We start from the raw sequence: 23268 nt of genomic DNA, 5'->3' as shown, positions 1-23268 counted from the left end.
GGGATGTGTTAGGAAAACGCATAACAACGATGGCGATGAAAAAGTTGCTCATAGCGTCGCTGCTGTTTAGCAGCGCCACCGTTTACGGTGCAGACGATTTCGTAGTGAAGGACATTCATTTCGAAGGTCTACAGCGAGTCGCCGTCGGCGCGGCTCTGCTCAGCATGCCGGTACGCGTCGGTGATACGGTGAATGATGATGACATCAGAAACACCATTCGCTCACTGTTCGCTACCGGTAACTTTGAAGATGTCCAGGTTCTGCGTGACGGCACCACCCTGATTGTTCAGGTGAAGGAACGTCCGACCATTGCCAGCATCACCTTCTCCGGTAACAAAGCGGTGAAAGAGGATCAGCTGAAGGAGAACCTTGAGGCCTCCGGTGTGCGCGTTGGCGAAGCGCTTGACCGCACCACGCTCTCTTCCATCGAGAAGGGGCTGGAGGACTTTTACTACAGCGTCGGTAAATATACCGCCAGCGTCAAAGCCATCGCGACGCCGCTGCCGCGTAACCGTGTCGATCTGAAATTCGTCTTCCAGGAAGGCGTCTCGGCCAAGATCCAGCAGATCAACATTGTCGGCAACAAAGCGTTCAGCTCAGACGAACTGATTTCCCGCTTCCAGCTGCGCGATGAAGTGCCGTGGTGGAACGTGGTGGGCGATCGTAAATACCAGAAGCAGAAACTGGCGGGCGATCTCGAAACCCTGCGCAGCTTCTATCTGGATCGCGGTTATGCGCGTTTCAATATTGATTCCACGCAGGTGAGCCTGACGCCGGACAAGAAAGGCATCTACATCACCGTCAACATCACTGAAGGCGATCAGTACAAGATTGCCGGCGTGATCGTCAACGGCAGTATGGCGGGCCACTCGGCGGAAATTGAGCACCTGACGCAGATTCCTAACGGTGAGCTGTATAACGGCACCAAAGTCACCCAGATGGAAGATGACATCAAGAAGCTGCTGGGCCGTTATGGCTACGCCTATCCTCGCGTGGTGACGCAGCCGGAAATCAACGATGCGGATAAAACCGTTAAGCTGCACATCAACGTTGATGCCGGTAACCGTTATTACGTGCGTAAAGTGCGTTTTGAAGGTAACGACACCTCGAAAGATGCCGTACTGCGCCGCGAAATGCGTCAGATGGAAGGCGCATGGCTGGGCAGCGACCTCGTCGATCAGGGCAAAGAGCGCCTGAACCGTACCGGTTACTTCGAAACCGTGGACGTTGATACCCAGCGCGTTCCGGGCTCGCCAGACCAGGTTGACGTGGTTTACAAAGTCAAAGAGCGTAACACCGGTACCTTCAACTTTGGTGTGGGTTACGGTACTGAGAGTGGCGTCAGCTTCCAGGTTGGCGTGACCCAGGAGAACTGGCTCGGCACCGGTAATACCGTCGGCATCAGCGGTACCAAGAACGACTACCAGACTTACGCAGAATTCTCACTCACCGATCCGTACTTCACGGTGGACGGTGTGAGCCTCGGCGGCCGCCTCTTCTACAACGATTTTAAAGCGGATGATGCTGATCTCTCCGACTACACCAACAAAAGTTACGGTGTGGACGGTACGCTCGGCTTCCCGGTTAACGAAAACAACACGCTGCGCGTCGGCTTAGGTTATGTGCACAACGACCTGTCCAACATGCGTCCGCAGGTGGCCATGTGGCGTTACCTTGACTCGGTGGGTCGTCATCAGGGGCTGAATGATGACGGTGATTTCTCTGCGGATGACTTCACCTTTAACTACGGCTGGACGTACAACACGCTCGATCGTGGTTTCTTCCCGACGCGCGGTAACCGTACCAACCTGAACGGTAAAGTGACCATTCCGGGCTCTGATAACTCGTTCTACAAAGCGACGCTGGACACCCAGCAGTACGTGCCGCTGAACCGTGATGGCACCTGGGTGGTGCTGGGTCGTGGCCGTGTTGGCTACGGTGACGGACTCGGTGGCAAAGAGATGCCGTTCTATGAGAACTTCTACGCCGGCGGTTCCAGCACCGTGCGTGGCTTCCAGTCCAACACCATTGGTCCGAAAGCCGCTTACCTGAACGATCGCTCGTCGAGCTGTAATCTGACCGATCCGGACGGCATCTGTAAGTCTGACGATGCGGTGGGCGGTAACGCCATGGCGATCGCCAGCCTTGAGCTGATTACGCCAACGCCGTTCCTGAGCGAAAAATATGCAAACTCAGTACGTACCTCGGTATTTATGGATGCCGGTACCGTCTGGGATACCAAGTGGCAGAACACCGCGGAAACCCGCGCGGCGGGCATTCCGGACTACAGCGACCCGAATAACATTCGCGTCTCTGCCGGTCTTGCGCTGCAGTGGATGTCGCCACTTGGACCACTGGTGTTCTCCTACGCACAGCCAGTGAAGAAAGTCGAGGGAGACAAAGCAGAACAGTTCCAGTTTAACATCGGTAAAACCTGGTAAGGTTCTGAGCACGGAAGCAGAGTCGTAGTACGGCATCGCGCCGGCGCCAGACGGGAGCCGGACGATGCCAACACTGTGTCGCTGACACAAACGTTGATGGTAAGGAGTTTATAGTGAAAAAGTTGTTGTGTGCCGCAGGTCTGGGTCTTGCTTTAGCGGTTTCCGCGGGCGTTCAGGCTGCTGACAAAATTGCAGTGGTAAACGTGTCCAGCATTTTCCAACAGTTACCGCAACGTGCGACCGTTGCTAAACAGCTGGAAAACGAATTCAAGGGCCGTGCCACTGAGCTGCAGAGCCAGGAGCGCGATCTGCAGACTAAAATGCAGAAACTGCAGCGTGATGGTTCAACCATGAAGGCCAGCGACCGCAGCCGCATGGAAAAAGACATCATGTCACAGCGCGAAGCATTCTCGACGAAAGCGCAGGCTTTCGATCAGGATAACCGCCGTCGTCAGATGGAAGAGCGTAACAAACTGCTGAGCCGTATTCAGGACGCAGTGAAGAAAGTGGCGGACAGCGAAGGGTATGACGTGGTAATCGACGCCAATGCCGTTGCCTATGCTTCTAACGCGAAAGACATTACTGCTGACGTGCTGAAACAGGTTAAATAATCGATGTCATCAATTCGACTGGCTGATTTAGCCCAGCAGTTGGATGCAGAATTGCACGGAGATGGCGATATCGCCATCTCCGGCATTGCTTCTATGCAATCCGCCACCCCTGGTCAAATCACTTTTCTTGCCAACAGCCGCTACCGCGAGCAGCTCGCACAGGTTCAGGCCTCAGCCGTGGTGCTGACGGAAGCGGATCTGGAGTGGTGTAAAACCGCCGCGCTGGTGGTGAAAAACCCTTACCTGACTTATGCCCGCATGGCACAACTGCTGGACACCACGCCGCAGCCCGCGCAAAATATCGCGCCCAGCGCCGTGATCGATCCGAGCGCGAAGCTGGGGAACAATGTCTCGGTGGGCGCTAACGCGGTCATCGAGTCCGGCGTTGAGCTGGGTGATGATGTGGTGATTGGCGCCGGCTGCTTTGTCGGCAAGCGCACGCGCATTGGCCGTGGTTCCCGTCTGTGGGCCAACGTTACGGTTTATCATGAAATTCAGATGGGTCAGGATTGTCTGATTCAGTCTGGCACCGTGATTGGTGCCGATGGTTTCGGTTATGCTAACGACCGCGGCAACTGGGTGAAAATTCCTCAGCTGGGCACCGTGGTGATTGGCGATCGGGTAGAAATTGGTGCCTGTACCACGATCGATCGCGGTGCGCTGGATAACACTCTGATCGGCAATGGTGTTATCATAGACAACCAGTGTCAGATTGCGCATAACGTCGTGATTGGTGATAACACCGCGGTTGCCGGTGGTGTGATCATGGCGGGTAGTCTGAAGATTGGGCGTTACTGTATGATTGGCGGAGCCAGCGTCATTAACGGCCATATGGAAATCTGTGACAAAGTGACGGTAACCGGCATGGGCATGGTCATGCGTCCCATCACAGAGCCTGGGGTATACTCATCGGGTATCCCGCTGCAACCCAACAAAACCTGGCGTAAAACGGCAGCGCTGGTGATGAACATCGATGACATGAGCAAACGCTTAAAAGCCATCGAACGCAAGGTCGGCAAAGACGACTGAGCACATCCCGGCTCTACCCGCTTTCATAATAAAGCAGCGTACCTTCTTTCACCTCGGGGTTAACCAGAGTGCGGCAGCAGGTATCATGGTAAGCGAAACGCCACTGAACTGATTTGCGGCCTGCGAAAGATCATTTTGATCGGTGCAGGCCGTGTTATTGTTGCCATCAGATTTTTTAGGACAGGAAGAGTATTTTGACAACTGAAACGCATACTCTGAAAATTGAAGAGATTTTAGAACTGCTGCCGCACCGCTACCCGTTTTTGCTGGTTGACCGCGTGCTGGAATTTGAAGAGCATAAATATCTGCGTGCGGTAAAGAACGTTTCTGTTAATGAACCGTTTTTCCAGGGACACTTCCCTGGTAAACCGATTTTCCCAGGCGTTCTGATCCTGGAAGCGATGGCGCAGGCGACCGGTATTCTGGCGTTTAAAAGCGTTGGAAAACTGGAACCGGGCGAGCTGTACTATTTCGCCGGTATCGACGAAGCCCGTTTCAAGCGTCCGGTAGTGCCGGGCGACCAGATGATCATGGAAGTCACCTTCGAGAAGACCCGCCGTGGCCTGACGCGCTTCAAAGGCGTGGCAACCGTAGACGGTAAGATTGTCTGTGAAGCGACCATGATGTGTGCCCGTAGTCGGGAGGCATAATTAGTGATTGATTCAACCGCCAGCATCCATCCAACGTCCATCATTGAAGAAGGTGCGGTGATCGGCGCCAACGTCCAAATCGGTCCGTTTTGTGTTGTCGGAGCGAACGTGGAAATTGGCGAAGGCACGGTGCTGAAATCGCACGTGGTGGTGAATGGCCACACGCGTATCGGTAAAGATAACCAGATCTACCAGTTCGTTTCGATTGGCGAAGTGAATCAGGATCTGAAATATGCCGGTGAACCGACCCGCGTTGAAGTCGGCGATCGCAACCGCATCCGCGAGAGCGTCACCATTCATCGTGGCACCACGCAGGGTGGCGGCCTGACCAAAGTCGGCAGCGACAACCTGCTGATGGTCAACGCGCACATTGCCCATGACTGCGTGATCGGCAATCGCTGTATTCTGGCCAACAACGTAACGCTGGGCGGCCACGTTACCGTGGATGATTTTGCCATCATCGGCGGCGTGACGGCGGTGCACCAGTGGTGCACCATTGGTGCCCACGTGATGGTAGGCGGTTGTTCCGGCGTCGCGCAGGACGTGCCGCCGTACGTGATTGCGCAGGGCAACCATGCCACGCCGTTCGGTGTCAATATCGAAGGCCTGAAGCGTCGTGGCTTCAGCAAAGAAGCACTGCACGCCATTCGTAACGCGTACAAGCTGCTGTACCGCAGCGGTAAAACGCTGGATGAAGTGAAGCCGGAGATTGAAGAACTGGCTAAACTTCATAGCGAAGTGCAGCCTTTCTACGACTTCTTTGCCCGTTCTACCCGTGGATTGATTCGTTAATTCATGTCAGTGCGTCCCTTAACGATTGCCCTGGTCGCCGGAGAAACCTCCGGCGATATTCTTGGTGCCGGATTGATTCGTGCGCTGAAAGCGCGCCATCCTGACGCGCGCTTTGTTGGCGTTGCCGGTCCGCTGATGCAGGCCGAAGGCTGCGAAGCCTGGTACGAGATGGAAGAGCTGGCGGTAATGGGCATCGTTGAGGTGCTTGGCCGCCTGCGCCGTTTGCTGCACATCCGCAAGGATTTAACCCAGCGCTTTACCGAACTGCGGCCGGATGTCTTCGTCGGCATCGATGCCCCGGATTTCAACATCACGCTGGAAGGCAACCTCAAGCGTGCCGGCATTCGCACCATTCATTACGTCAGTCCCTCCGTGTGGGCCTGGCGACAAAAGCGTGTGTTCAAAATTGGCCGCAACACCGATCTGGTGCTGGCGTTTCTGCCTTTTGAAAAAGCGTTTTACGATCGCTACAACGTGCCGTGCCGCTTCATCGGGCACACCATGGCCGATGCGATGCCGCTGCAGCCGGACAAACTGGCCGCGCGGCGTGAATTAGGCATCGCTGACGATGCGCTGTGCCTTGGCCTGCTGCCGGGCAGCCGTGGCGCGGAAGTGGAGATGCTCAGCGCCGATTTCCTGCGCGCTGCACAGCTGCTGCGCCAGCGCTATCCGGCGCTGGAGATCGTGGTGCCGCTGGTTAACGCGAAGCGGCGCGCGCAGTTCGAGCAGATTAAAGCCAGCGTCGCGCCGGAATTGCCGATGCACCTGCTGGATGGCAAAGGGCGCCAGGCGATGATCGCCAGCGACGCGGCGATTCTGGCTTCCGGCACTGCAGCGCTGGAGTGCATGCTGGCGAAATGCCCGATGGTGGTGGGCTATCGTATGAAGCCGTTAACCTTCTGGCTGGCGAAGCGGCTGGTGAAAACCCCGTACGTTTCGCTGCCTAACCTGCTGGCCGGCCGTGAGCTGGTGCAGGAGCTGCTGCAGGAGGAGTGCCAGCCTGCTGCGTTAGCCGCGGCGCTGGAGCCGCTGTTGCATGCCGGTCCGGAGCGTGACGCGCTGCTGGCCACTTTCACCCAATTGCATCAGCAGATTCGCTGGAACGCCGACGAACAGGCGGCGGATGCGGTACTGGAGATTGCCAATGGCTGAATTTATTTATCCTGATGCCCGGCTGATTGCCGGCGTTGATGAAGTCGGACGTGGCCCGCTGGTCGGTGCCGTGGTGACCGCCGCCGTGATCCTCGATCCGGCGCAGCCGATTGCCGGCCTGGCGGATTCCAAAAAGCTGTCTGAAAAGCGCCGCCTTGTGCTGTTTGATGAGATCAAAGAGAAAGCGCTGGCGTGGAGCCTGGGCCGCGCTGAACCGGAAGAGATTGACCAGCTGAACATCCTGCACGCCACCATGCTGGCGATGCAGCGCGCGGTTGCCGGTCTGCATATTGCACCAGATTTTGTTCTGATTGATGGCAACCGCTGTCCGGCACTACCGATGCCGTCGCAGGCAGTGGTGAAGGGCGATAGTCTGGTGCGGGAAATCAGCGCCGCCTCGATCATCGCCAAAGTCACGCGCGACCGTGAAATGGCCGAGCTGGACCTGCTGTTTCCGCAGTACGGTTTCGCCCAGCACAAAGGCTATCCGACCGCGCTGCACATGGAAAAACTGACGCAGTTTGGTGCCACACCTCACCACCGCCGCAGCTTTGCGCCGGTGCGTAACGCCCTGATTGATGCTGATGTGCTGGCCGCGCGCCAGCCGACTACGCTTTAATAGCCTGACGCTGTTTTAACCGGAAACTGATATGGCTGAACCTCGTTTTATACATCTGCGCGTACACAGCGATTACTCCATGGTCGATGGTCTGGCCAAGACCGGGCCGCTGGTAAAAAAGGCGGCCGCGCTCGGCATGCCAGCCATTGCCATCACCGACTACACCAACCTGTGCGGGCTGGTGCGCTTTTATGGCAGCGCGCACAGCGCCGGTATCAAACCGATCGTCGGGGCTGACTTCCAGGTGGCCAGCGATTTGATGGGCGATGAGCTGACGCAGCTCACCGTGCTGGCGGCTAATAACACCGGTTACCAGAATCTGACGCTGCTAATTTCGCGCGCTTACCAGCGCGGTTACGGTATCGCCGGACCGATTATCGATCGCGACTGGCTCCTGGAGCTGGGCGAAGGGTTGATTCTGCTGTCGGGCGGACGGCGCGGTGACGTCGGTCGCAGCCTGCTGCGCGGCAATAACGCGCTGGTGACGCAGTGCCTGAGCTTCTATCAGCAGCATTTCCCGAACCGCTACTATCTGGAACTGACGCGTACCGGCCGGCCAGATGAAGAGGCCTATCTGCACGCCGCGGTTGAGCTGGCGATTGCTGAATCGGTGCCGGTGGTGGCCACCAATGAAGTCTGCTTCCTCAACGAAGAAGATTTTGATGCCCATGAAATCCGCGTGGCGATTCACGACGGCTACACGCTGGACGATCCTAAACGTCCACGCAACTACAGTCCTCAGCAATATATGCGCAGCGAAGAGGAGATGTGCGAGCTGTTCTCGGACATCCCGGAAGCGCTGGAAAACAGCGTAGAGATTGCTAAGCGTTGTAACGTCACGGTGCGCCTCGGCGAATATTTCCTGCCGCAATTCCCGACCGGCGACATGTCGACCGAAGATTTCCTGGTGATGAAGTCGCGCGAAGGGCTGGAGGAGCGCCTGGCGTTTCTCTTCCCGGATGAGCAGGTGCGTGCCGAACGCCGGCCGGAGTATGACGAGCGTCTCGACATCGAGCTCAACGTCATTAACCAGATGGGTTTCCCCGGCTACTTCCTGATCGTGATGGAGTTTATCCAGTGGTCGAAGGACAACGGCATTCCGGTGGGGCCGGGGCGTGGTTCCGGTGCCGGTTCACTGGTGGCCTACGCGCTGAAAATTACCGATCTCGATCCGCTGGAGTTTGACCTGCTGTTCGAACGTTTCCTTAACCCGGAACGTGTCTCGATGCCCGACTTTGACGTCGACTTCTGCATGGAAAAACGTGACCAGGTGATCGATCACGTGGCTGAGATGTACGGCCGCGATGCGGTGTCGCAGATTATCACCTTCGGTACCATGGCGGCGAAAGCGGTGATTCGCGACGTTGGTCGGGTGCTGGGGCATCCGTACGGCTTTGTTGATCGCATCTCAAAACTGATCCCGCCGGATCCGGGCATGACGCTGGAAAAAGCGTTCCAGGCGGAACCGCAGCTGCCGGAGATCTACGAAGCTGACGAAGAGGTCAAAGCGCTGATCGACATGGCGCGCAAGCTGGAAGGGGTCACGCGTAACGCCGGCAAGCACGCCGGTGGCGTGGTCATTGCGCCGACCAAAATCACCGATTTTGCGCCGCTGTACTGCGATGAGAACGGCCAGTTCCCGGTCACCCAGTTCGATAAAAACGACGTGGAATACGCCGGACTGGTGAAGTTTGACTTCCTCGGCCTGCGCACGCTGACCATCATCGACTGGGCGCTGAAGATGATCAACCCGCGGCGTGAAAAGCAGGGTTTACCGCCGATCGATATCGCCGCCATCCCGCTGGATGACAAAAAAAGCTTCGACATGCTGCAACGCTCGGAAACCACCGCGGTGTTCCAGCTTGAATCGCGCGGCATGAAAGATCTGATTAAGCGCCTGAAGCCGGACTGCTTCGAAGATATGATCGCACTGGTGGCGCTGTTCCGTCCGGGGCCGCTGCAGTCGGGCATGGTCGATAACTTTATTGACCGTAAGCACGGCCGTGAAGCCATCTCCTACCCGGACATTCAGTGGCAGCATGAGAGCCTGAAGCCGGTGCTGGAGCCGACCTATGGCATCATCCTCTATCAGGAACAGGTGATGCAGATTGCCCAGGTGCTGTCCGGCTATACGCTGGGCGGCGCGGATATGCTGCGTCGTGCCATGGGTAAAAAGAAGCCGGAGGAGATGGCCAAGCAGCGTTCGGTGTTCCAGGACGGTGCTGAGAAGATGGGTATCAACGGCGAACTGTCGATGAAAATCTTCGATCTGGTGGAGAAGTTCGCAGGCTACGGCTTTAACAAGTCGCACTCTGCTGCTTATGCGCTGGTCTCCTATCAGACGCTGTGGCTGAAAGCGCACTATCCGGCCGAGTTCATGGCGGCGGTGATGACCGCCGATATGGATAACACCGAGAAGGTGGTTGGACTGGTGGATGAGTGCTGGCGCATGGGGCTGAAAGTGCTGCCGCCAGACATTAACTCCGGGCTCTATCCGTTCCACGTCAACGATGACGGGGAGATCGTGTACGGCATCGGCGCCATCAAAGGCGTGGGTGAGGGGCCGATCGAAGCGATCCTCGAAGCGCGTAATCAGGGCGGCTACTTTAAAGAGCTGTTTGATCTCTGCGCGCGCACCGACACTAAAAAGATCAACCGTCGCGTGATGGAAAAACTGATCATGTCCGGCGCGTTCGATCGCCTTGGCCCGCACCGCGCGGCGCTGATGAGCGCGCTGGGGGACGCCCTGAAGGCGGCGGACCAGCATGCCAAAGCCGAAGCGACGGGGCAGGCGGATATGTTCGGCGTGCTGGCGGAAGAGCCCGAGCAGGTTGAGCAATCTTACGCGGCCATTACGCCGTGGCCGGAACAGGTGCAGCTGGACGGCGAGCGTGAGACGCTCGGTCTGTATCTCACCGGTCATCCGATCAATCAGTATCTGAAAGAAATTGAGCGCTACGTTGGCGGCATGCGCCTGAAAGACATGCATCCAACAGAACGTGGTAAAGTGACCGTTGCGGCCGGGCTGGTGATTGCCGCCCGCGTCATGGTCACCAAGCGCGGCAACCGAATTGGTATCTGTACTCTTGACGACCGCTCTGGCCGTCTTGAGGTGATGTTATTTACCGATGCGTTAGATAAATACCAGCAGCTGCTGGAGAAGGACCGTATCCTGATCGTCAGTGGACAGGTCAGCTTTGATGACTTTAGCGGTGGGCTTAAAATGACCGCCCGGGAAGTCATGGACATCGACGAAGCGCGGGAAAAATACGCGCGCGGACTTGCTATCTCGCTGACGGACAGGCAAATTGATGACCAGCTTTTAAACCGTCTCCGCCAGTCTCTGGAGCCTCATCGCTCCGGGACCATTCCGGTGCATCTCTATTATCAGAGAGCAGATGCGCGGGCGAAGCTGCGCTTTGGTGCAGCGTGGCGTATTTCGCCCAGCGATCGTTTACTCAACGATTTGCGGTCGTTAGTAGGGTCGGAGCAGGTGGAACTGGAGTTTGACTAAAACAGGAACATTATGAGTCTTAATTACCTGGATTTTGAACAGCCAATCGCTGAACTGGAAGCGAAAATCGACTCGCTGAAATCGATTGGTCGTTCGGATGAGAAACACGATATTAATCTGGATGAAGAAGTGCAGCGTCTGCGCGAGAAAAGCGTCGAGCTGACCCGTAAAATCTTCTCCGATTTGGGTGCATGGCAGGTTGCGCAGCTGGCGCGCCATCCGCTGCGTCCTTATACGCTGGACTATGTCCGCAATGCGTTTGACGATTTTGACGAGCTGGCCGGTGACCGCGCCTATGCCGATGATAAAGCCATTGTCGGCGGCATCGCTCGTCTGGATGGGCGTCCGGTGATGGTCATTGGCCATCAGAAAGGCCGCGAAACCAAAGAGAAAATCCGGCGTAACTTCGGTATGCCAGCACCCGAGGGCTACCGTAAAGCACTGCGTCTGATGGAGATGGCCGAGCGCTTTAAGATGCCACTGATCACCTTCATCGACACGCCGGGTGCCTATCCGGGCGTGGGCGCGGAAGAGCGCGGTCAGTCTGAAGCGATTGCCCGCAACCTGCGCGAGATGTCAGGCCTGAAGATCCCGGTGATCTGTACCGTGATCGGCGAAGGCGGCTCCGGCGGCGCGCTGGCGATTGGCGTTGGCGATAAAGTGAATATGCTGCAGTACAGCACCTATTCGGTGATCTCACCGGAAGGCTGTGCGTCAATTCTGTGGAAGAGCGCCGACAAAGCGCCACTCGCCGCAGAAGCGATGGGCATCACCGCCGGGCGTCTGAAAGAGCTGAAGCTGATCGATTCGATCATCCCGGAACCGCTGGGCGGCGCGCACCGTCATCCGGTGGACATGGCGGCAGCGCTCAAGCAGCAGCTGCTGGCCGATCTGGCCGATCTCGATGTGCTGAGCACGGAAGAGCTGCTTAACCGCCGCTATCAGCGTCTGATGAGCTACGGCTACGCGTAAGCGCCGAAAAGCCTTCACAGAAGCGGACCCCGGTCCGCTTTTTTTATGCCTGTTTTCCGCGATCAGGCTTGAGTTCTCCGCTGGGTTGCCATTTATGGCGGTGCGCATTAATGCGCACCCTACAAAATACCGACAATGATCCTGCAGGGGCACCATTTATGGCGACCTGATAAAACCGTGCAGTTACCCGGCAGGTGCGCCATTTATACCGGTGCGCATCAATGCGCACCCTGGGAAAAACCGGGCAGTAATCCTGTAGGGGCGCCATTCATGGCGACCTGAGATGCCTCGCTGACAAACATCAGGCCAACAACGGCGCTATTCCGGAACATTCACCCGCCACTTTTCGCTATCCTTATTCCGTGCCACAACACCACAGGAGGTGAGCATTGAATATTATTGCGATCATGGGACCGCACGGCGCGTTCTACAAAGATGAACCGATTCGCGAACTGGACGCGGCGCTGAAGCTGCAGGGTTTCCAGACCGTTTATCCCAACAATGCCAGCGACCTGCTGAAACTGATCGAACACAACCCGCGCGTCTGCGGAGTGATATTTGACTGGGACGACTACAGCCTGGCGCTATGCAGCGACATCAATCAGCTCAACGAATCGCTGCCGCTGTATGCCTTCATCAACACCCATTCGCAGATGGATGTCAGCATTAATGAAATGCGCATGGCGCTGCACTTCTTCGAATACGCGCTCAATGCCGCTGACGATATCGCACTGCATATCCGGCAGTACACCGATGAGTACATTGACAAAATTATGCCGCCGCTGACCAAAGCACTGTTCACCTACGTCAAAGAGGGGAAATACACCTTCTGTACGCCGGGCCACATGGGCGGCACGGCGTTTCAGAAAAGCCCGGTCGGCAGCCTGTTCTATGATTTCTTCGGCGCCAACACGCTGAAAGCGGATGTTTCGATCTCGGTCACCGAACTGGGCTCGCTGCTCGATCACACCGGTCCGCACCTTGAAGCAGAAGAGTATGTGGCGCGCACCTTTGGCGCTGAACAGAGCTATATGGTCACCAACGGCACGTCGACTTCAAATAAAATCGTCGGAATGTACGCCGCACCGGCCGGCAGCACGGTACTGATTGACCGCAACTGCCACAAATCGCTGACCCATCTGCTGATGATGAGCGACATCATCCCCATCTGGCTTAAACCGACGCGCAACGCGCTGGGCATTTTGGGTGGCATCCCTAAGCGCGAATTCACCCGCGACAGCATCCAGCAGAAAGTTAACGATACCCCGCGCGCCAGCTGGCCGGTGCATGCGGTGATCACCAACTCAACCTACGATGGTCTGCTGTATAACACGCAATACATCAAACAGACGCTGGACGTGCCGTCCATCCATTTCGATTCCGCCTGGGTGCCATACACCAATTTTCACCCTATCTACAGCGGCAAAAGTGGCATGAGCGGCGAGCGTATCCCCGGCAAAGTGATCTATGAAACCCAGTCGACTCACAAACTGCTGGCGGCGTTCTCACAGGCGTCGCTGATTCACATCAAGGGCGATTACGATCACGATACCTTCAACGAAGCCTACATGATGCACACCACCACCTCGCCGAGCTACGCGATCGTCTCTTCGATTGAGACCGCGGCGGCGATGCTGCGCGGTAATCCGGGCCGGCGGCTGATAAATCGCTCGGTGGAGCGCGCGCTGCATTTTCGCCGCGAGATCCAGCGGCTGCGCGAAGAGTCTGACGGCTGGTTCTTTGATATCTGGCAGCCGGAGCAGGTGGATGAAGCCGAATGCTGGCCAATTCAGCCGGGTGACGAGGCGTGGCACGGCTTTACGCACGCCGATCGCGATCATATGTACCTTGATCCCATCAAAGTCACCATACTTACGCCGGGCATGAGCGAACTGGGCCAGATGGCGGAAGAGGGCATTCCGGCCGCGCTGGTGGCGAAATTCCTCGATCAGCGTGGCATCGTGGTGGAGAAGACCGGACCGTACAATTTGCTGTTCCTGTTCAGCATTGGCATCGATAAAACCAAAGCGATGAGCGTGCTGCGCGGACTGACGGAGTTTAAACGCGCCTACGATCTCAATCTGCGGGTAAAAAACATGCTGCCGGATCTCTATGCTGAAGATCCTGACTTCTACCGTAACATGCGCATCCAGACGCTGGCGCAGGGTATTCATCAGCTGATCCTGCAGCACGATCTGCCGCGTCTGATGCTGCGGGCATTCGACGTTCTGCCGGAGATGAAGATGACGCCGCACCAGGCGTTTCAGCGGCAGGTGCAGGGACTGGTGGAAACCGTGGACATTCGCGAGTTGGTCGGGCGGATTTCAGCCAACATGATCCTGCCTTATCCGCCAGGCGTGCCGCTGGTGATGCCGGGCGAGATGATTACCGAACAGAGCCGGGCGGTGCTGGATTTCCTGCTGATGCTCTGCACCATCGGGCGGCACTATCCCGGCTTTGAAACGGATATTCACGGTGCCACGCTCACCGACGACGGTCGCTATCTGGTGCGCGTGCTGCGTGACGAGCCTGCGCGCTAACTTCAGATAATTGCCTCTTTTCAGCGTCGCGCCGGGCACGTAGGCTAAGCGGCTCAGAATACTTTCGGAGCCGCTATGCTGCAGATAAAACAGATCCACCACATCGCCATTATTGCCACCGATTATCAGCGCAGTAAGGCGTTTTACTGCGACGTGCTGGGCTTTGAGCTACTGGGCGAATACTATCGCGCTGAGCGCGACTCATGGAAAGGCGATCTTGGCCTTAATGGCGTCTATACCATTGAGCTGTTCTCGTTTCCTGCGCCGCCGCCGCGCGTCAGCGGGCCGGAAGCGTGCGGGCTGCGCCATCTGGCGTTTTGTGTGGATGATGTCGAACAGTCGGTTGCCGCGCTGGCAGAGAAGGGCGTGGTGTGCGAGCCAATCCGCATCGATGCTCTCACCGGTAAAGCCTGTACTTTCTTCCCCGATCCGGACGGTTTGCCGCTGGAGCTGTATCAGGCGTAAAATAGCGCGCGCAGTGAGCCGCAATCCGGCGGTTCACCTCAACGGAATGCGTGCATGTCCTTTTCTCATCTTGCTGCGCTGCTGCCAGCCGATGCCCGCTGCGTGCTGGCATTCAGCGGCGGGCTCGATTCCAGCGTTCTGCTGCATCAGTTAGTGAACTGGCAACGCCAGCAGCCGCAGCTGCACGTGCGCGCATTACACGTGCATCATGGTTTAAGCCCCAACGCCGATCGCTGGGCGGCGCACTGCCAGCAGCAGTGTCAGCAGTGGCACATTCCCTGCGAGGTGCTGCGCGTGCAGGTGGACGCTCGCGATGGCGGCATCGAAGCAGCGGCACGCACGGCGCGCTATCAGGCGCTGTTCACTCACCTGCAACCCGGTGAGTACTTACTTACTGCTCAGCATGTTGATGATCAGGCTGAAACGCTGCTGCTGGCGCTGAAGCGCGGTAGCGGTCCGGCGGGTCTGGCGGCGATGCCGCAGCAGCGGCAGGTTAACGGCCACTGGCATCTGCGCCCGTTGCTCAACCTCAGCCGTCAGCAGCTGGAAGCTTACGCTGTCGGGCACCAGCTGGACTGGATTGACGATGAGAGCAACGCTGACCGTCGCTATGATCGCAATTTCCTGCGCCAGGACGTGCTGCCGCTGCTGCAGGCGCGCTGGCCACACTTCAGCGCGGCCAGTGCCCGCAGCGCAGCGCTATGCGGTGAGCAGGAGCAACTGCTGGATGAGCTGCTCAGCGAGCAGCTGGCGCAGCTGACCGATGCCCAGGGCGCACTGCATTTTCCGCCGCTGCTGGCCTGTAGCGAGGCACGGCGGCACGCGCTGCTGCGGCGCTGGATTAGCGAACGTGGTGGTGCAATGCCCGCGCGCGACGCGCTGCAGCGCATTACCGACGAGGTGATGCACAGCCGTGAAGATGCGCAGCCGTGTCTGCGCTTTGGCGCGCACGAACTGCGGCGCTACCGGGAACGGCTTTACTGGCTGCCGCGACAGCACTCACTGAGTCAGCACTCGCTAACCTGGCAGCCGCAGACGCAGCCATTAATTTTGCCTGATGGGCTGGGTGAACTGCGCGCCATTCCGGCGCAGGCGGAACTGCGCCAGCCGGCGGCGGATGAGCAGGTTATTGTGCGCTTTCAGGCCCACGGCTATCACCATGTTGTCGGCCGGGCTGGTGGTCGCGAAATGAAAAAACTGTGGCAGGAGCTGGGCGTCCCGCCGTGGCAGCGCGAACGCATTCCGTTGATTTACTACAACCAGACGCTGATTGCTGCGCCGGGGCTGTTTGTCACCCGCGCAGGCGCGGCGGGCGAGACGCAAGGCTGGCAGGCGATCTGGTCAACACCCTAAAAAGGAACAGCAATGATGAAACAGTGGATTGTCGCGGCGCTACTGGCTGCTGCGCTGCCGGCGTTTGCGCAGGGCGACGTCAAGGCTGGCGCGCAGAAAGCCGCCAGCTGTATGGCGTGCCATGGCGCGGAAGGTAAGAGCGCGGTGCCGCTTTACCCTAATCTGGCCGGGCAGCATGCGCCCTACCTGCTGCATTCGCTGCAGGCCTACAAAAAAGGCGAGCGCAGTGGCGGTCAGGCAGAGGTGATGAAAGCCTTTGTGGCCGGGTTGAGCGATCAGGATATGGATGATTTAGCGGCGTACTACGCTTCGCTGCAGCCTTAAGCGAGGTGGGCGGGAATAGCTTTCCCGCCCGGGGAGAGATTATTCGTCTTCGCTGACGATAACGGTGCCCAGCTCAGGATGGCTGAAGCTGGCGATGTGGTCGAGGCGCAGCTCGCGCGTTTCACCGGAGAGGTCGACCGCAAGATACTCGACGTTTTTACGTGAGACCATGTCCACGGCTTTCGCTTTCAGCTGGTCGCCGTTTTTGAGCTCCAGCGACAGCGTCCAGTGTTTGGTACAGGCGAGCTCGAGGTTGTCGTAATCATCACAGTTGATGGGTTTGTAGGCTTCATTCGTCAACATAGTCGCTCACCAATAAGTTTGCAGCGGCATACGCTGCCTGTTCCCTGACAGAAGAGTTTAGCGCAGAATTAGCGGCAATATCATTGAGTGCTTTCAGTGCGCATCCGATCGCGTCTGGCACATACCCCAGGTCGCCGCTGCCAATCCCGGCATACTTCTGGCGAACTAACTCACAATACTTTTGCACATACACCTCCTCAGCAGAGCATCAATACTCTGGTTGATATGCGACTATATCACAGGGGTTCGCTGGAAATCAGCCAGGGGGCGCAGGGAAGGTGGCAAAGAAAGGGCAAAAAGTGACAGCCAGCACTGGTCTCAGCCAGCCTGGCGGCGCACAAAAGGTTAAGTTGATGAACAGGTTATTTCCGGATACAACGGCGCTGATAACGGCAGGTGGCAGATGATTGTGCTGTCACATAGTGTTTCAATTGCGGACAATGAAGTGGAGCTCAGTGCCATTCGCGCTCAGGGCGCGGGCGGCCAGCACGTCAATAAGACGTCGACCGCTATCCATCTGCGTTTCGATATTCACGCCTCGTCGCTACCGCCGTTTTATAAACAGCGGCTGCTGGAGGCGAACCACCATTTGATCAGCGCCGATGGCGTGGTGATTATCAAAGCGCAGGAGTATCGCAGCCAGGAGATGAACCGCGAAGCGGCGCTGCAGCGGCTGATCAACCTGATACGCGAGCTGACGACGGTGGAGAAAGTGCGCCGCGCGACGCGCCCGACGCGGGCGTCCAGAGAGCGGCGGCTGGAAGGTAAATCACGACGCAGCAATGTGAAGGCGCTGCGCGGCAAGCTACGCTAAAAAAAACGCCTCCGGCAGGAGGCGTCAGGGGATTACTTGTTGAGTGCGCGGCTGAGGAAGTCGACGATGTCGTGCTGCTTAATCATCTGCTTCTCGCTGGCGGCGCGGGCTTTGTACTCGATCTCCTGGTTATCCAGGTTGCGATCGCCAATTACAATAGTGTGCGGTACGCCAATCAGTTCCATATCGGCGAACATCACGCCCGGACGCTCTTTACGATCGTCAAGAATGACATCGATGCCTTTGGCGCGCAGCTCGTTGTACAGCTGTTCCGCCAGCTCTTTCACGCGGAAGGATTTGTGCATGTTCATCGGCAGAATCGCCACTTCGAACGGTGCCAGCGCCGCTGGCCAGATAATCCCGCGCTCGTCGTGGTTCTGTTCGATAGCCGCCGCCACGACGCGGGTGATACCGATACCGTAGCAGCCCATGGTCATGATCTGATTGCGACCATCTTCACCCTGTACCGCTGCTTTCATCGCGTCCGAATATTTGGTGCCGAGCTGGAAGATGTGGCCAACTTCAATGCCGCGCTTAATCATCAGCACGCCTTTGCCATCCGGGCTCGGATCGCCTTCTACCACGTTACGAATATCTTCTACGCGTGCTTCTGGCAGATCGCGGCCCCAGTTGATGCCGGCATAGTGCTGGCCATCAATGTTGGCGCCTGCTGCGAAGTCACTCATTTTTGCCACGGTGCGGTCAGCAATCACCGGGATGGTCAGACCGACCGGACCGAGAGAACCAAAACCGGCACCGATGGCGGCGCGAATCTCTTCCTCGCTGCCCATTTCCAGTGGCGCGGCCACAATGTCCAGATGCTCGGCTTTGATTTCGTTGAGCTCGTGGTCGCCGCGTAACAGCAGCGCAACCAGCGAATGACCGCTCTCTTCGCTGGCTTTCACGATCAGCGTTTTCACCGTTTTTTCTACCGGGATCTGGTGCTGTTCGACCAGTTCGGCGATGGTTTTCGCGTTTGGCGTAGCGAACTGCGTCAGCGCCTGCGTTGCCGCCGGGCGCTCACCGGCAGGAGCCAGCGCTTCGGCTTTCTCAATGTTGGCCGCGTAATCGGACTCGCTGGAGAAGATCACATCATCTTCACCACTCTGCGCCAGCACCTGGAACTCATGCGAGCCGCTGCCGCCAATCGAACCGGTATCGGCCTGTACGGCGCGGAAATCCAGCCCCATGCGGCTGAAGCTCTGGCTGTAGGCGCGGTACATCGCATCGTAAGTTTCCTGCAGCGACTCCTGCGAGGTGTGGAACGAATACGCATCCTTCATGATGAATTCGCGCGAACGCATCACGCCAAAACGCGGGCGTACTTCATCACGGAATTTGGTCTGGATCTGATAGACGTTGAGCGGCAGCTGCTTATAGGAGCTGAGCTCGTTGCGGATCAGGTCGGTGACCACTTCTTCATGGGTCGGACCCAGCACAAACGGACGTTCGTGGCGGTCTTTAATGCGCAGCAGCTCCGGGCCGTACTGCTCCCAGCGTCCGCTCTCTTCCCACAGATCGGCTGGCTGAACCACCGGCATGGAGATCTCAATCGCACCGGCGTTGTTCATCTCTTCGCGCACGATGTTTTCAACTTTTCGCAGCACGCGAATACCGGTCGGCAGCCAGGTATAGAGACCGGAAGCCAGTTTGCGGATCATACCGGCGCGCAGCATCAGCTGGTGGCTGATCACTTCAGCATCGGAAGGCGTCTCCTTCAGGGTGGAGAGCAGATATTGAGTAGTACGCATTAATTTACGATTCCAGTTGTACGGAAGGATACGAACAAAAAATTTGCTGGCGGCTAGTGTACCAGCGAGATCCGTCACTCAAAAGCTTGTTTTAGCGCGGATCGAGCGCGATCACCTCGGTTCCCGCCGCGTCAATGCGCCAGCGCACATTAAAGTCGAGCAGCCACGCGGCATATTCACGGCCAGGGCTTTCGCCTTTGCGATAAGCCGGACGCGGATCCTGCGCCAGCACTTCAGTGATAAAGCGCGCCAGCTGCGGGTAGTGGCGTTGCTGCTGTTGCAACTGCTGCTGCGCCTGCGCGGAGAAACGCACCGGCATGCTGGCGTCGGGCGCGCTCTGAGCGAAACCCGCGCGCGCCTCAGGCAGCGCTTCGGCGAAGGGCAGGTATGGCTTGATATCCACCACAGGGGTGCCGTCCACCAAATCGAGGCTGCCTAATTGCAGAATCACCTGTTGCTGCTCGCAGCGGATGCCTTTGAGCTCAACCAGCGACATGCCGATAGGATTGGGGCGAAAGGTCGAGCGGGTGGCAAATACGCCCATGCGGGCATTACCGCCGAGGCGCGGCGGGCGTACGGTTGGGCGCCAGCCGCCGGCCATGGTCTGGTGAAAGACAAACAGCACCCACAGATGGCTGAATGCCTCCAGTCCACGCACCGCTTCAGGCTGATTGTACGGTGCCAGCAGATGCAGTTCGCCACCGCCGTCCTGCACCAGACCCGGCTGGCGCGGTACGGCAAATTTCTCTCTCCACGGCGAACGGATCACGCCGATTTGCGCAAAGGCAAATTCACTCATTGATTCGAAACTTTCAGCGCAGAGCCCTGGCATACGGCCTGGCGATAGCAGCCTGGCGTGCTGGAGACAATTTCACACTTGTGCAGCAGCACGGCGTTGGCTTTCATGCCGGCCGCTTTAATCTGCAGGCGTTTACGCGCGGTATTGAGGTTCGGCGGCGAGTCCTGGGTGTTGCTCTGGCAATCATCACCCGACACTTCGCCCAGATCGCGGAACGGATTGCTGACCAGATCGGTCGCATCGGTATAGATCTTCACCGGGGCCGGACGCGCAGCCGGTTTGCGTTGAGGTTCGCTGGTTGATTGCTGCGGGCGAGACGGAGCACTGCTTATTGGGTGATATTCACGCACGCACCCGGTCAGCATCAATGCCAACAAGCAGAGCGGTAAAAAACGCATGGCAACATCCTCATGTAATAAAAAGTGGCGTTATTGAAACAAGGACGACCAGAAATAACAAGTCAGCTGCCACATGCTGAAATAGAAAGGGCGGCCGAAGCCGCCCTGCACCGCATGAAAGGGATAATTACCAGCCTTTCACTGCGCCGCCGTTGAAGATTTTGTTGGCGGCTTCAGACACTTCGTCTGACTGATAAGCCTCAACAAACTTCTTCACGTTCTCCGCGTCTTTGTTGTCTTCGCGGCTAACGATCAGGTTCACGTACGGCGAGTCTTTATCTTCTACGAAGATGCCGTCCTTCGCCGGGGTCAGGCCAATCTGGCTGGCGTAAGTGGTGTTGATCACCGCCAGCGCAATCTGCTGATCGTCGAGTGAACGTGGCAGCTGTGGCGCTTCCAGCTCAACAATCTTCAGGTTCTTTGGATTCTCAGTGATATCCAGTGAGGTTGGCAGCAGGCCCACGCCATCTTTCAGTTTAATCAGGCCCACTTTCTGCAGCAGCAGCAGAGAACGACCGAGGTTGGTTGGATCGTTCGGGATAGCGATCTGCGCACCGTTCTGCAGCTCATCCAGCGATTTGATTTTTTTCGAGTAGCCGGCAATCGGATAAACGAAGGTGTTGCCGACCGGCACCAGTTTGTAACCGCGGTCTTTGATCTGCTGATCGAGGTACGGCTTGTGCTGGAAGGCGTTAACGTCAATATCGCCTTTGCTCAGCGCTTCGTTAGGCAGCACGTAATCGTTAAAGGTAACCAGTTCAACATCGAGACCGTATTTCTCTTTCGCGACTTTCACGGCAGTTTCCGCAACCTGCTGTTCAGCCCCGACAATCACACCCACTTTAATGTGGTTGGGATCTTTCTCTTTCTGATCGCATCCTGCCAGCGCAATCGCGCCAATCAGAGCACCCACAGCGGCAATCTTTTTAAATGTGAAAGACATATCCTTTCCTTAATAGAGGACTATTGATGTTGTTTGCTTATTTATGTGATACCGCACGCACGATGCGGTCACCACAGAACTGAATTAAATACACCAGCACCACCAGCAAAATCAGCACGGTATTCATCACGGTGGCGTTATAGCCGATGTAACCATACTGATAGCCAATCTGGCCCAGACCGCCCGCGCCCACAGCACCACCCATGGCGGAGTAGCCCACCAGCGTAATCAGGGTAATTGTAGCGGCATTCACCAGCCCTGGCAGCGCTTCCGGCAGCAGCACTTTACGCACGATCTGCAGCGGTGTGGCACCCATGGCGCGCGAGGCTTCAATCAGTCCGGTCGGCAACTCAAGCAGCGCATTCTCCACCATACGGGCGATAAATGGCGCCGCGCCTACGGTCAGCGGAACGATGGCCGCCTGCAGACCAATGGAAGTGCCGACGATGGCGCGGGTAAACGGAATCATCCACACCAGCAGGATAATGAAAGGAATAGAACGGAAAATATTGACGATGGCTGACAGCACGCGATACAGCGCAGTGTTGGCCAGAATCTGCCCCGGACGCGTGACGTACAGCAGTACGCCAACCGGCAGGCCAAGCACAAAGCCAAAGAAACCAGAAACGAAGGTCATCATCAGCGTTTCCCAGACGCCACGCGTCAGTAACCACAGCATCGCTTCAGACATAACCCAGCACCTCTACTTTCACATGATTTTCTTTCAGCCAGGCAATCGCGGCTTGTGTATCTGTTTCACTGCCGTCCATTTCGGCCAGCATGATGCCGAACTTCACGCCACCGGCGTAATCCATCTGGGCACTGATAATGTTGTTATTGATGTTGAAACGGCGCGCGGCTTCTGACAGCAGCGGCGCATCCACCGATTTACCGGTGAACTCCAGTCGCAGCAGCGGCACGCTCTCGCTGCCCGCGCTCGCCTGCATGCGCTGCTGGTAATCATCCGGAATATCCAGATGCAGCGTTGACTGAATAAACTGCTGGGCCAGGGGCGTTTTCGGGTGGGAGAACACTTCGCTGACGCTGTCTTTTTCAATCAGTTCGCCGTTGCTGATCACCGCTACCTGATCGCAGATGCGTTTCACCACATCCATCTCGTGGGTGATCAGCAGAATGGTGATACCGAGACGACGGTTGATGTCTTTCAGCAGCTCCAGAATCGAACGGGTGGTGGCCGGGTCCAGTGCGCTGGTGGCTTCATCACACAGCAGGACCTTCGGATTGCTGGCCAGCGCACGGGCAATTGCGACGCGCTGTTTCTGACCGCCGGACAGATTCGCCGGCCAGCTGTCGTGTTTGTCCGCCAGACCGACCAGCTCCAGAAGTTCGCTGACGCGCTTTTTGATCGCCTCGCGTGACAGGTTACCCAGCTCAAGCGGCAGCGCAACGTTGCCCGACACGGTGCGGGAGTTCATCAGGTTGAAGTGCTGGAAGATCATGCCAATCTGGCGGCGCGCCAGTGTTAACTGCCCGGAAGAGAGCGCGGTGAGATCCTGACCGTCAACCAGCACGCGACCGGATGTCGGGCGCTCCAGCAGGTTGACGCAGCGGATGAGCGTACTTTTACCGGCACCGGATGAACCGATGACGCCATAAATTTGTCCGGCAGGCACGTGCAGGCTAACGTTTGACAACGCCTGAATAGTGCGTGAACCCTGCTGGAACACTTTGGTTATATTTTCGAGTATAATCATTAGTTTAATTGTTATCGTGTTGCGTTGTCCGTGGTGTATCGGTCTTCGCGCCGCCGGGGCAGGCGAAATCTGGATGGATGGTA

General features: G+C 57.3%; 22 protein-coding genes. 14 read left to right on the top strand and 8 right to left on the bottom strand.

Annotated elements, in window-relative coordinates; all coding sequences use genetic code 11:
- The first annotated feature begins 29 nt into the window (after positions 1–29).
- From bamA to AC6I7J_RS15455, 13 genes are all read left to right on the top strand, one after another.
- Positions 30–2441, top strand: a complete 2412-nt coding sequence (bamA, locus tag AC6I7J_RS15515) for an outer membrane protein assembly factor BamA (protein ID WP_021507483.1) — start codon at positions 30–32, stop codon at positions 2439–2441.
- A gap of 113 nt (positions 2442–2554) precedes the next feature.
- Positions 2555–3052: a molecular chaperone Skp gene (gene skp, locus AC6I7J_RS15510; RefSeq protein ID WP_021507482.1), complete on the top strand. Its 498-nt coding sequence runs from the start codon at positions 2555–2557 to the stop codon at positions 3050–3052.
- A 3-nt stretch (positions 3053–3055) separates the two neighbouring features.
- Complete coding sequence (lpxD, locus tag AC6I7J_RS15505; RefSeq protein ID WP_058780471.1) at positions 3056–4081, top strand: UDP-3-O-(3-hydroxymyristoyl)glucosamine N-acyltransferase; 1026 nt, start codon at positions 3056–3058, stop codon at positions 4079–4081.
- Between the two features lie 194 nt (positions 4082–4275).
- Positions 4276–4731, top strand: a complete 456-nt coding sequence (fabZ, locus tag AC6I7J_RS15500) for a 3-hydroxyacyl-ACP dehydratase FabZ (protein ID WP_013507953.1) — start codon at positions 4276–4278, stop codon at positions 4729–4731.
- 3 nt (positions 4732–4734) lie between these two features.
- The gene (gene lpxA / locus AC6I7J_RS15495) at positions 4735–5523 is read left to right on the top strand and encodes an acyl-ACP--UDP-N-acetylglucosamine O-acyltransferase (protein WP_021507480.1); all 789 of its coding nucleotides are present in this window, start codon (positions 4735–4737) and stop codon (positions 5521–5523) included.
- A 3-nt stretch (positions 5524–5526) separates the two neighbouring features.
- On the top strand, positions 5527–6675 hold the full coding sequence (gene lpxB, locus AC6I7J_RS15490) for a lipid-A-disaccharide synthase (RefSeq protein ID WP_058774796.1): 1149 nt from the start codon (positions 5527–5529) through the stop codon (positions 6673–6675).
- Positions 6668–7294 (top strand): ribonuclease HII, encoded by a 627-nt coding sequence (rnhB, locus tag AC6I7J_RS15485; protein ID WP_058774795.1) that lies wholly within the window; start codon positions 6668–6670, stop codon positions 7292–7294. Before lpxB ends, rnhB begins: the two co-directional genes overlap by 8 nt.
- 31 nt (positions 7295–7325) lie before the next feature.
- A complete protein-coding gene (dnaE, locus tag AC6I7J_RS15480) occupies positions 7326–10808 on the top strand; it encodes a DNA polymerase III subunit alpha (protein ID WP_058780472.1) in 3483 nt (1160 codons plus the stop codon).
- Positions 10809–10820: 12 nt separating this feature from the next.
- Positions 10821–11780 carry an acetyl-CoA carboxylase carboxyl transferase subunit alpha gene (accA, locus tag AC6I7J_RS15475; RefSeq protein ID WP_021507476.1) on the top strand — a complete coding sequence of 320 codons (960 nt, stop codon included), beginning with the start codon at positions 10821–10823 and terminating at the stop codon, positions 11778–11780.
- A 389-nt stretch (positions 11781–12169) separates the two neighbouring features.
- The gene (locus AC6I7J_RS15470) at positions 12170–14320 is read left to right on the top strand and encodes a lysine decarboxylase LdcC (protein WP_058759535.1); all 2151 of its coding nucleotides are present in this window, start codon (positions 12170–12172) and stop codon (positions 14318–14320) included.
- Between the two features lie 75 nt (positions 14321–14395).
- Positions 14396–14785, top strand: coding sequence for a VOC family protein (locus AC6I7J_RS15465; RefSeq protein WP_058770579.1), 390 nt, complete (start codon positions 14396–14398; stop codon positions 14783–14785).
- A 54-nt stretch (positions 14786–14839) separates the two neighbouring features.
- Positions 14840–16138 (top strand): tRNA lysidine(34) synthetase TilS, encoded by a 1299-nt coding sequence (gene tilS / locus AC6I7J_RS15460; protein ID WP_498006111.1) that lies wholly within the window; start codon positions 14840–14842, stop codon positions 16136–16138.
- 15 nt (positions 16139–16153) lie between these two features.
- Positions 16154–16462, top strand: coding sequence for a c-type cytochrome (locus AC6I7J_RS15455; protein ID WP_031279691.1), 309 nt, complete (start codon positions 16154–16156; stop codon positions 16460–16462).
- Positions 16463–16501: 39 nt separating this feature from the next.
- Here AC6I7J_RS15455 and rof read toward each other — a convergent pair whose 3' ends face one another.
- Together rof and AC6I7J_RS15445 are read right to left on the bottom strand one after the other, a co-directional pair.
- Positions 16502–16765 carry a Rho-binding antiterminator gene (gene rof / locus AC6I7J_RS15450; RefSeq protein WP_021507471.1) on the bottom strand — a complete coding sequence of 88 codons (264 nt, stop codon included), beginning with the start codon at positions 16763–16765 and terminating at the stop codon, positions 16502–16504.
- On the bottom strand, positions 16752–16952 hold the full coding sequence (locus AC6I7J_RS15445) for a YaeP family protein (protein WP_021507470.1): 201 nt from the start codon (positions 16950–16952) through the stop codon (positions 16752–16754). Before AC6I7J_RS15445 ends, rof begins: the two co-directional genes overlap by 14 nt.
- A gap of 216 nt (positions 16953–17168) precedes the next feature.
- Here AC6I7J_RS15445 and arfB point away from each other — a divergent pair, with 216 nt between their 5' ends.
- Positions 17169–17579, top strand: a complete 411-nt coding sequence (arfB, locus tag AC6I7J_RS15440) for an alternative ribosome rescue aminoacyl-tRNA hydrolase ArfB (RefSeq protein WP_058774792.1) — start codon at positions 17169–17171, stop codon at positions 17577–17579.
- Between the two features lie 32 nt (positions 17580–17611).
- Here arfB and proS read toward each other — a convergent pair whose 3' ends face one another.
- The 6 genes from proS to metN all read right to left on the bottom strand — a co-directional run bounded on the left by proS (position 17612) and on the right by metN (position 23185).
- On the bottom strand, positions 17612–19330 hold the full coding sequence (proS, locus tag AC6I7J_RS15435; protein ID WP_058759538.1) for a proline--tRNA ligase: 1719 nt from the start codon (positions 19328–19330) through the stop codon (positions 17612–17614).
- 91 nt (positions 19331–19421) lie between these two features.
- Entirely contained in the window at positions 19422–20129 is a 708-nt protein-coding gene (gene tsaA, locus AC6I7J_RS15430; protein ID WP_498006109.1) for a tRNA (N6-threonylcarbamoyladenosine(37)-N6)-methyltransferase TrmO, read from the bottom strand.
- Complete coding sequence (gene rcsF, locus AC6I7J_RS15425) at positions 20126–20527, bottom strand: envelope stress sensor lipoprotein RcsF (RefSeq protein ID WP_494261001.1); 402 nt, start codon at positions 20525–20527, stop codon at positions 20126–20128. Before rcsF ends, tsaA begins: the two co-directional genes overlap by 4 nt.
- Positions 20528–20654: 127 nt before the next feature.
- A complete protein-coding gene (locus AC6I7J_RS15420) occupies positions 20655–21470 on the bottom strand; it encodes a MetQ/NlpA family lipoprotein (RefSeq protein WP_021507465.1) in 816 nt (271 codons plus the stop codon).
- Between the two features lie 37 nt (positions 21471–21507).
- Positions 21508–22161 carry a methionine ABC transporter permease MetI gene (locus AC6I7J_RS15415; protein ID WP_021507464.1) on the bottom strand — a complete coding sequence of 218 codons (654 nt, stop codon included), beginning with the start codon at positions 22159–22161 and terminating at the stop codon, positions 21508–21510.
- Positions 22154–23185, bottom strand: a complete 1032-nt coding sequence (gene metN, locus AC6I7J_RS15410) for a methionine ABC transporter ATP-binding protein MetN (protein WP_498006106.1) — start codon at positions 23183–23185, stop codon at positions 22154–22156. The genes AC6I7J_RS15415 and metN overlap by 8 nt, the downstream gene beginning before the upstream one ends.
- Between the last annotated feature and the right edge of the window lie 83 nt (positions 23186–23268).

Source organism: Type-C symbiont of Plautia stali (assembly GCF_059730935.1).
This window is presented reverse-complemented; position numbering and strand designations above follow the sequence as displayed.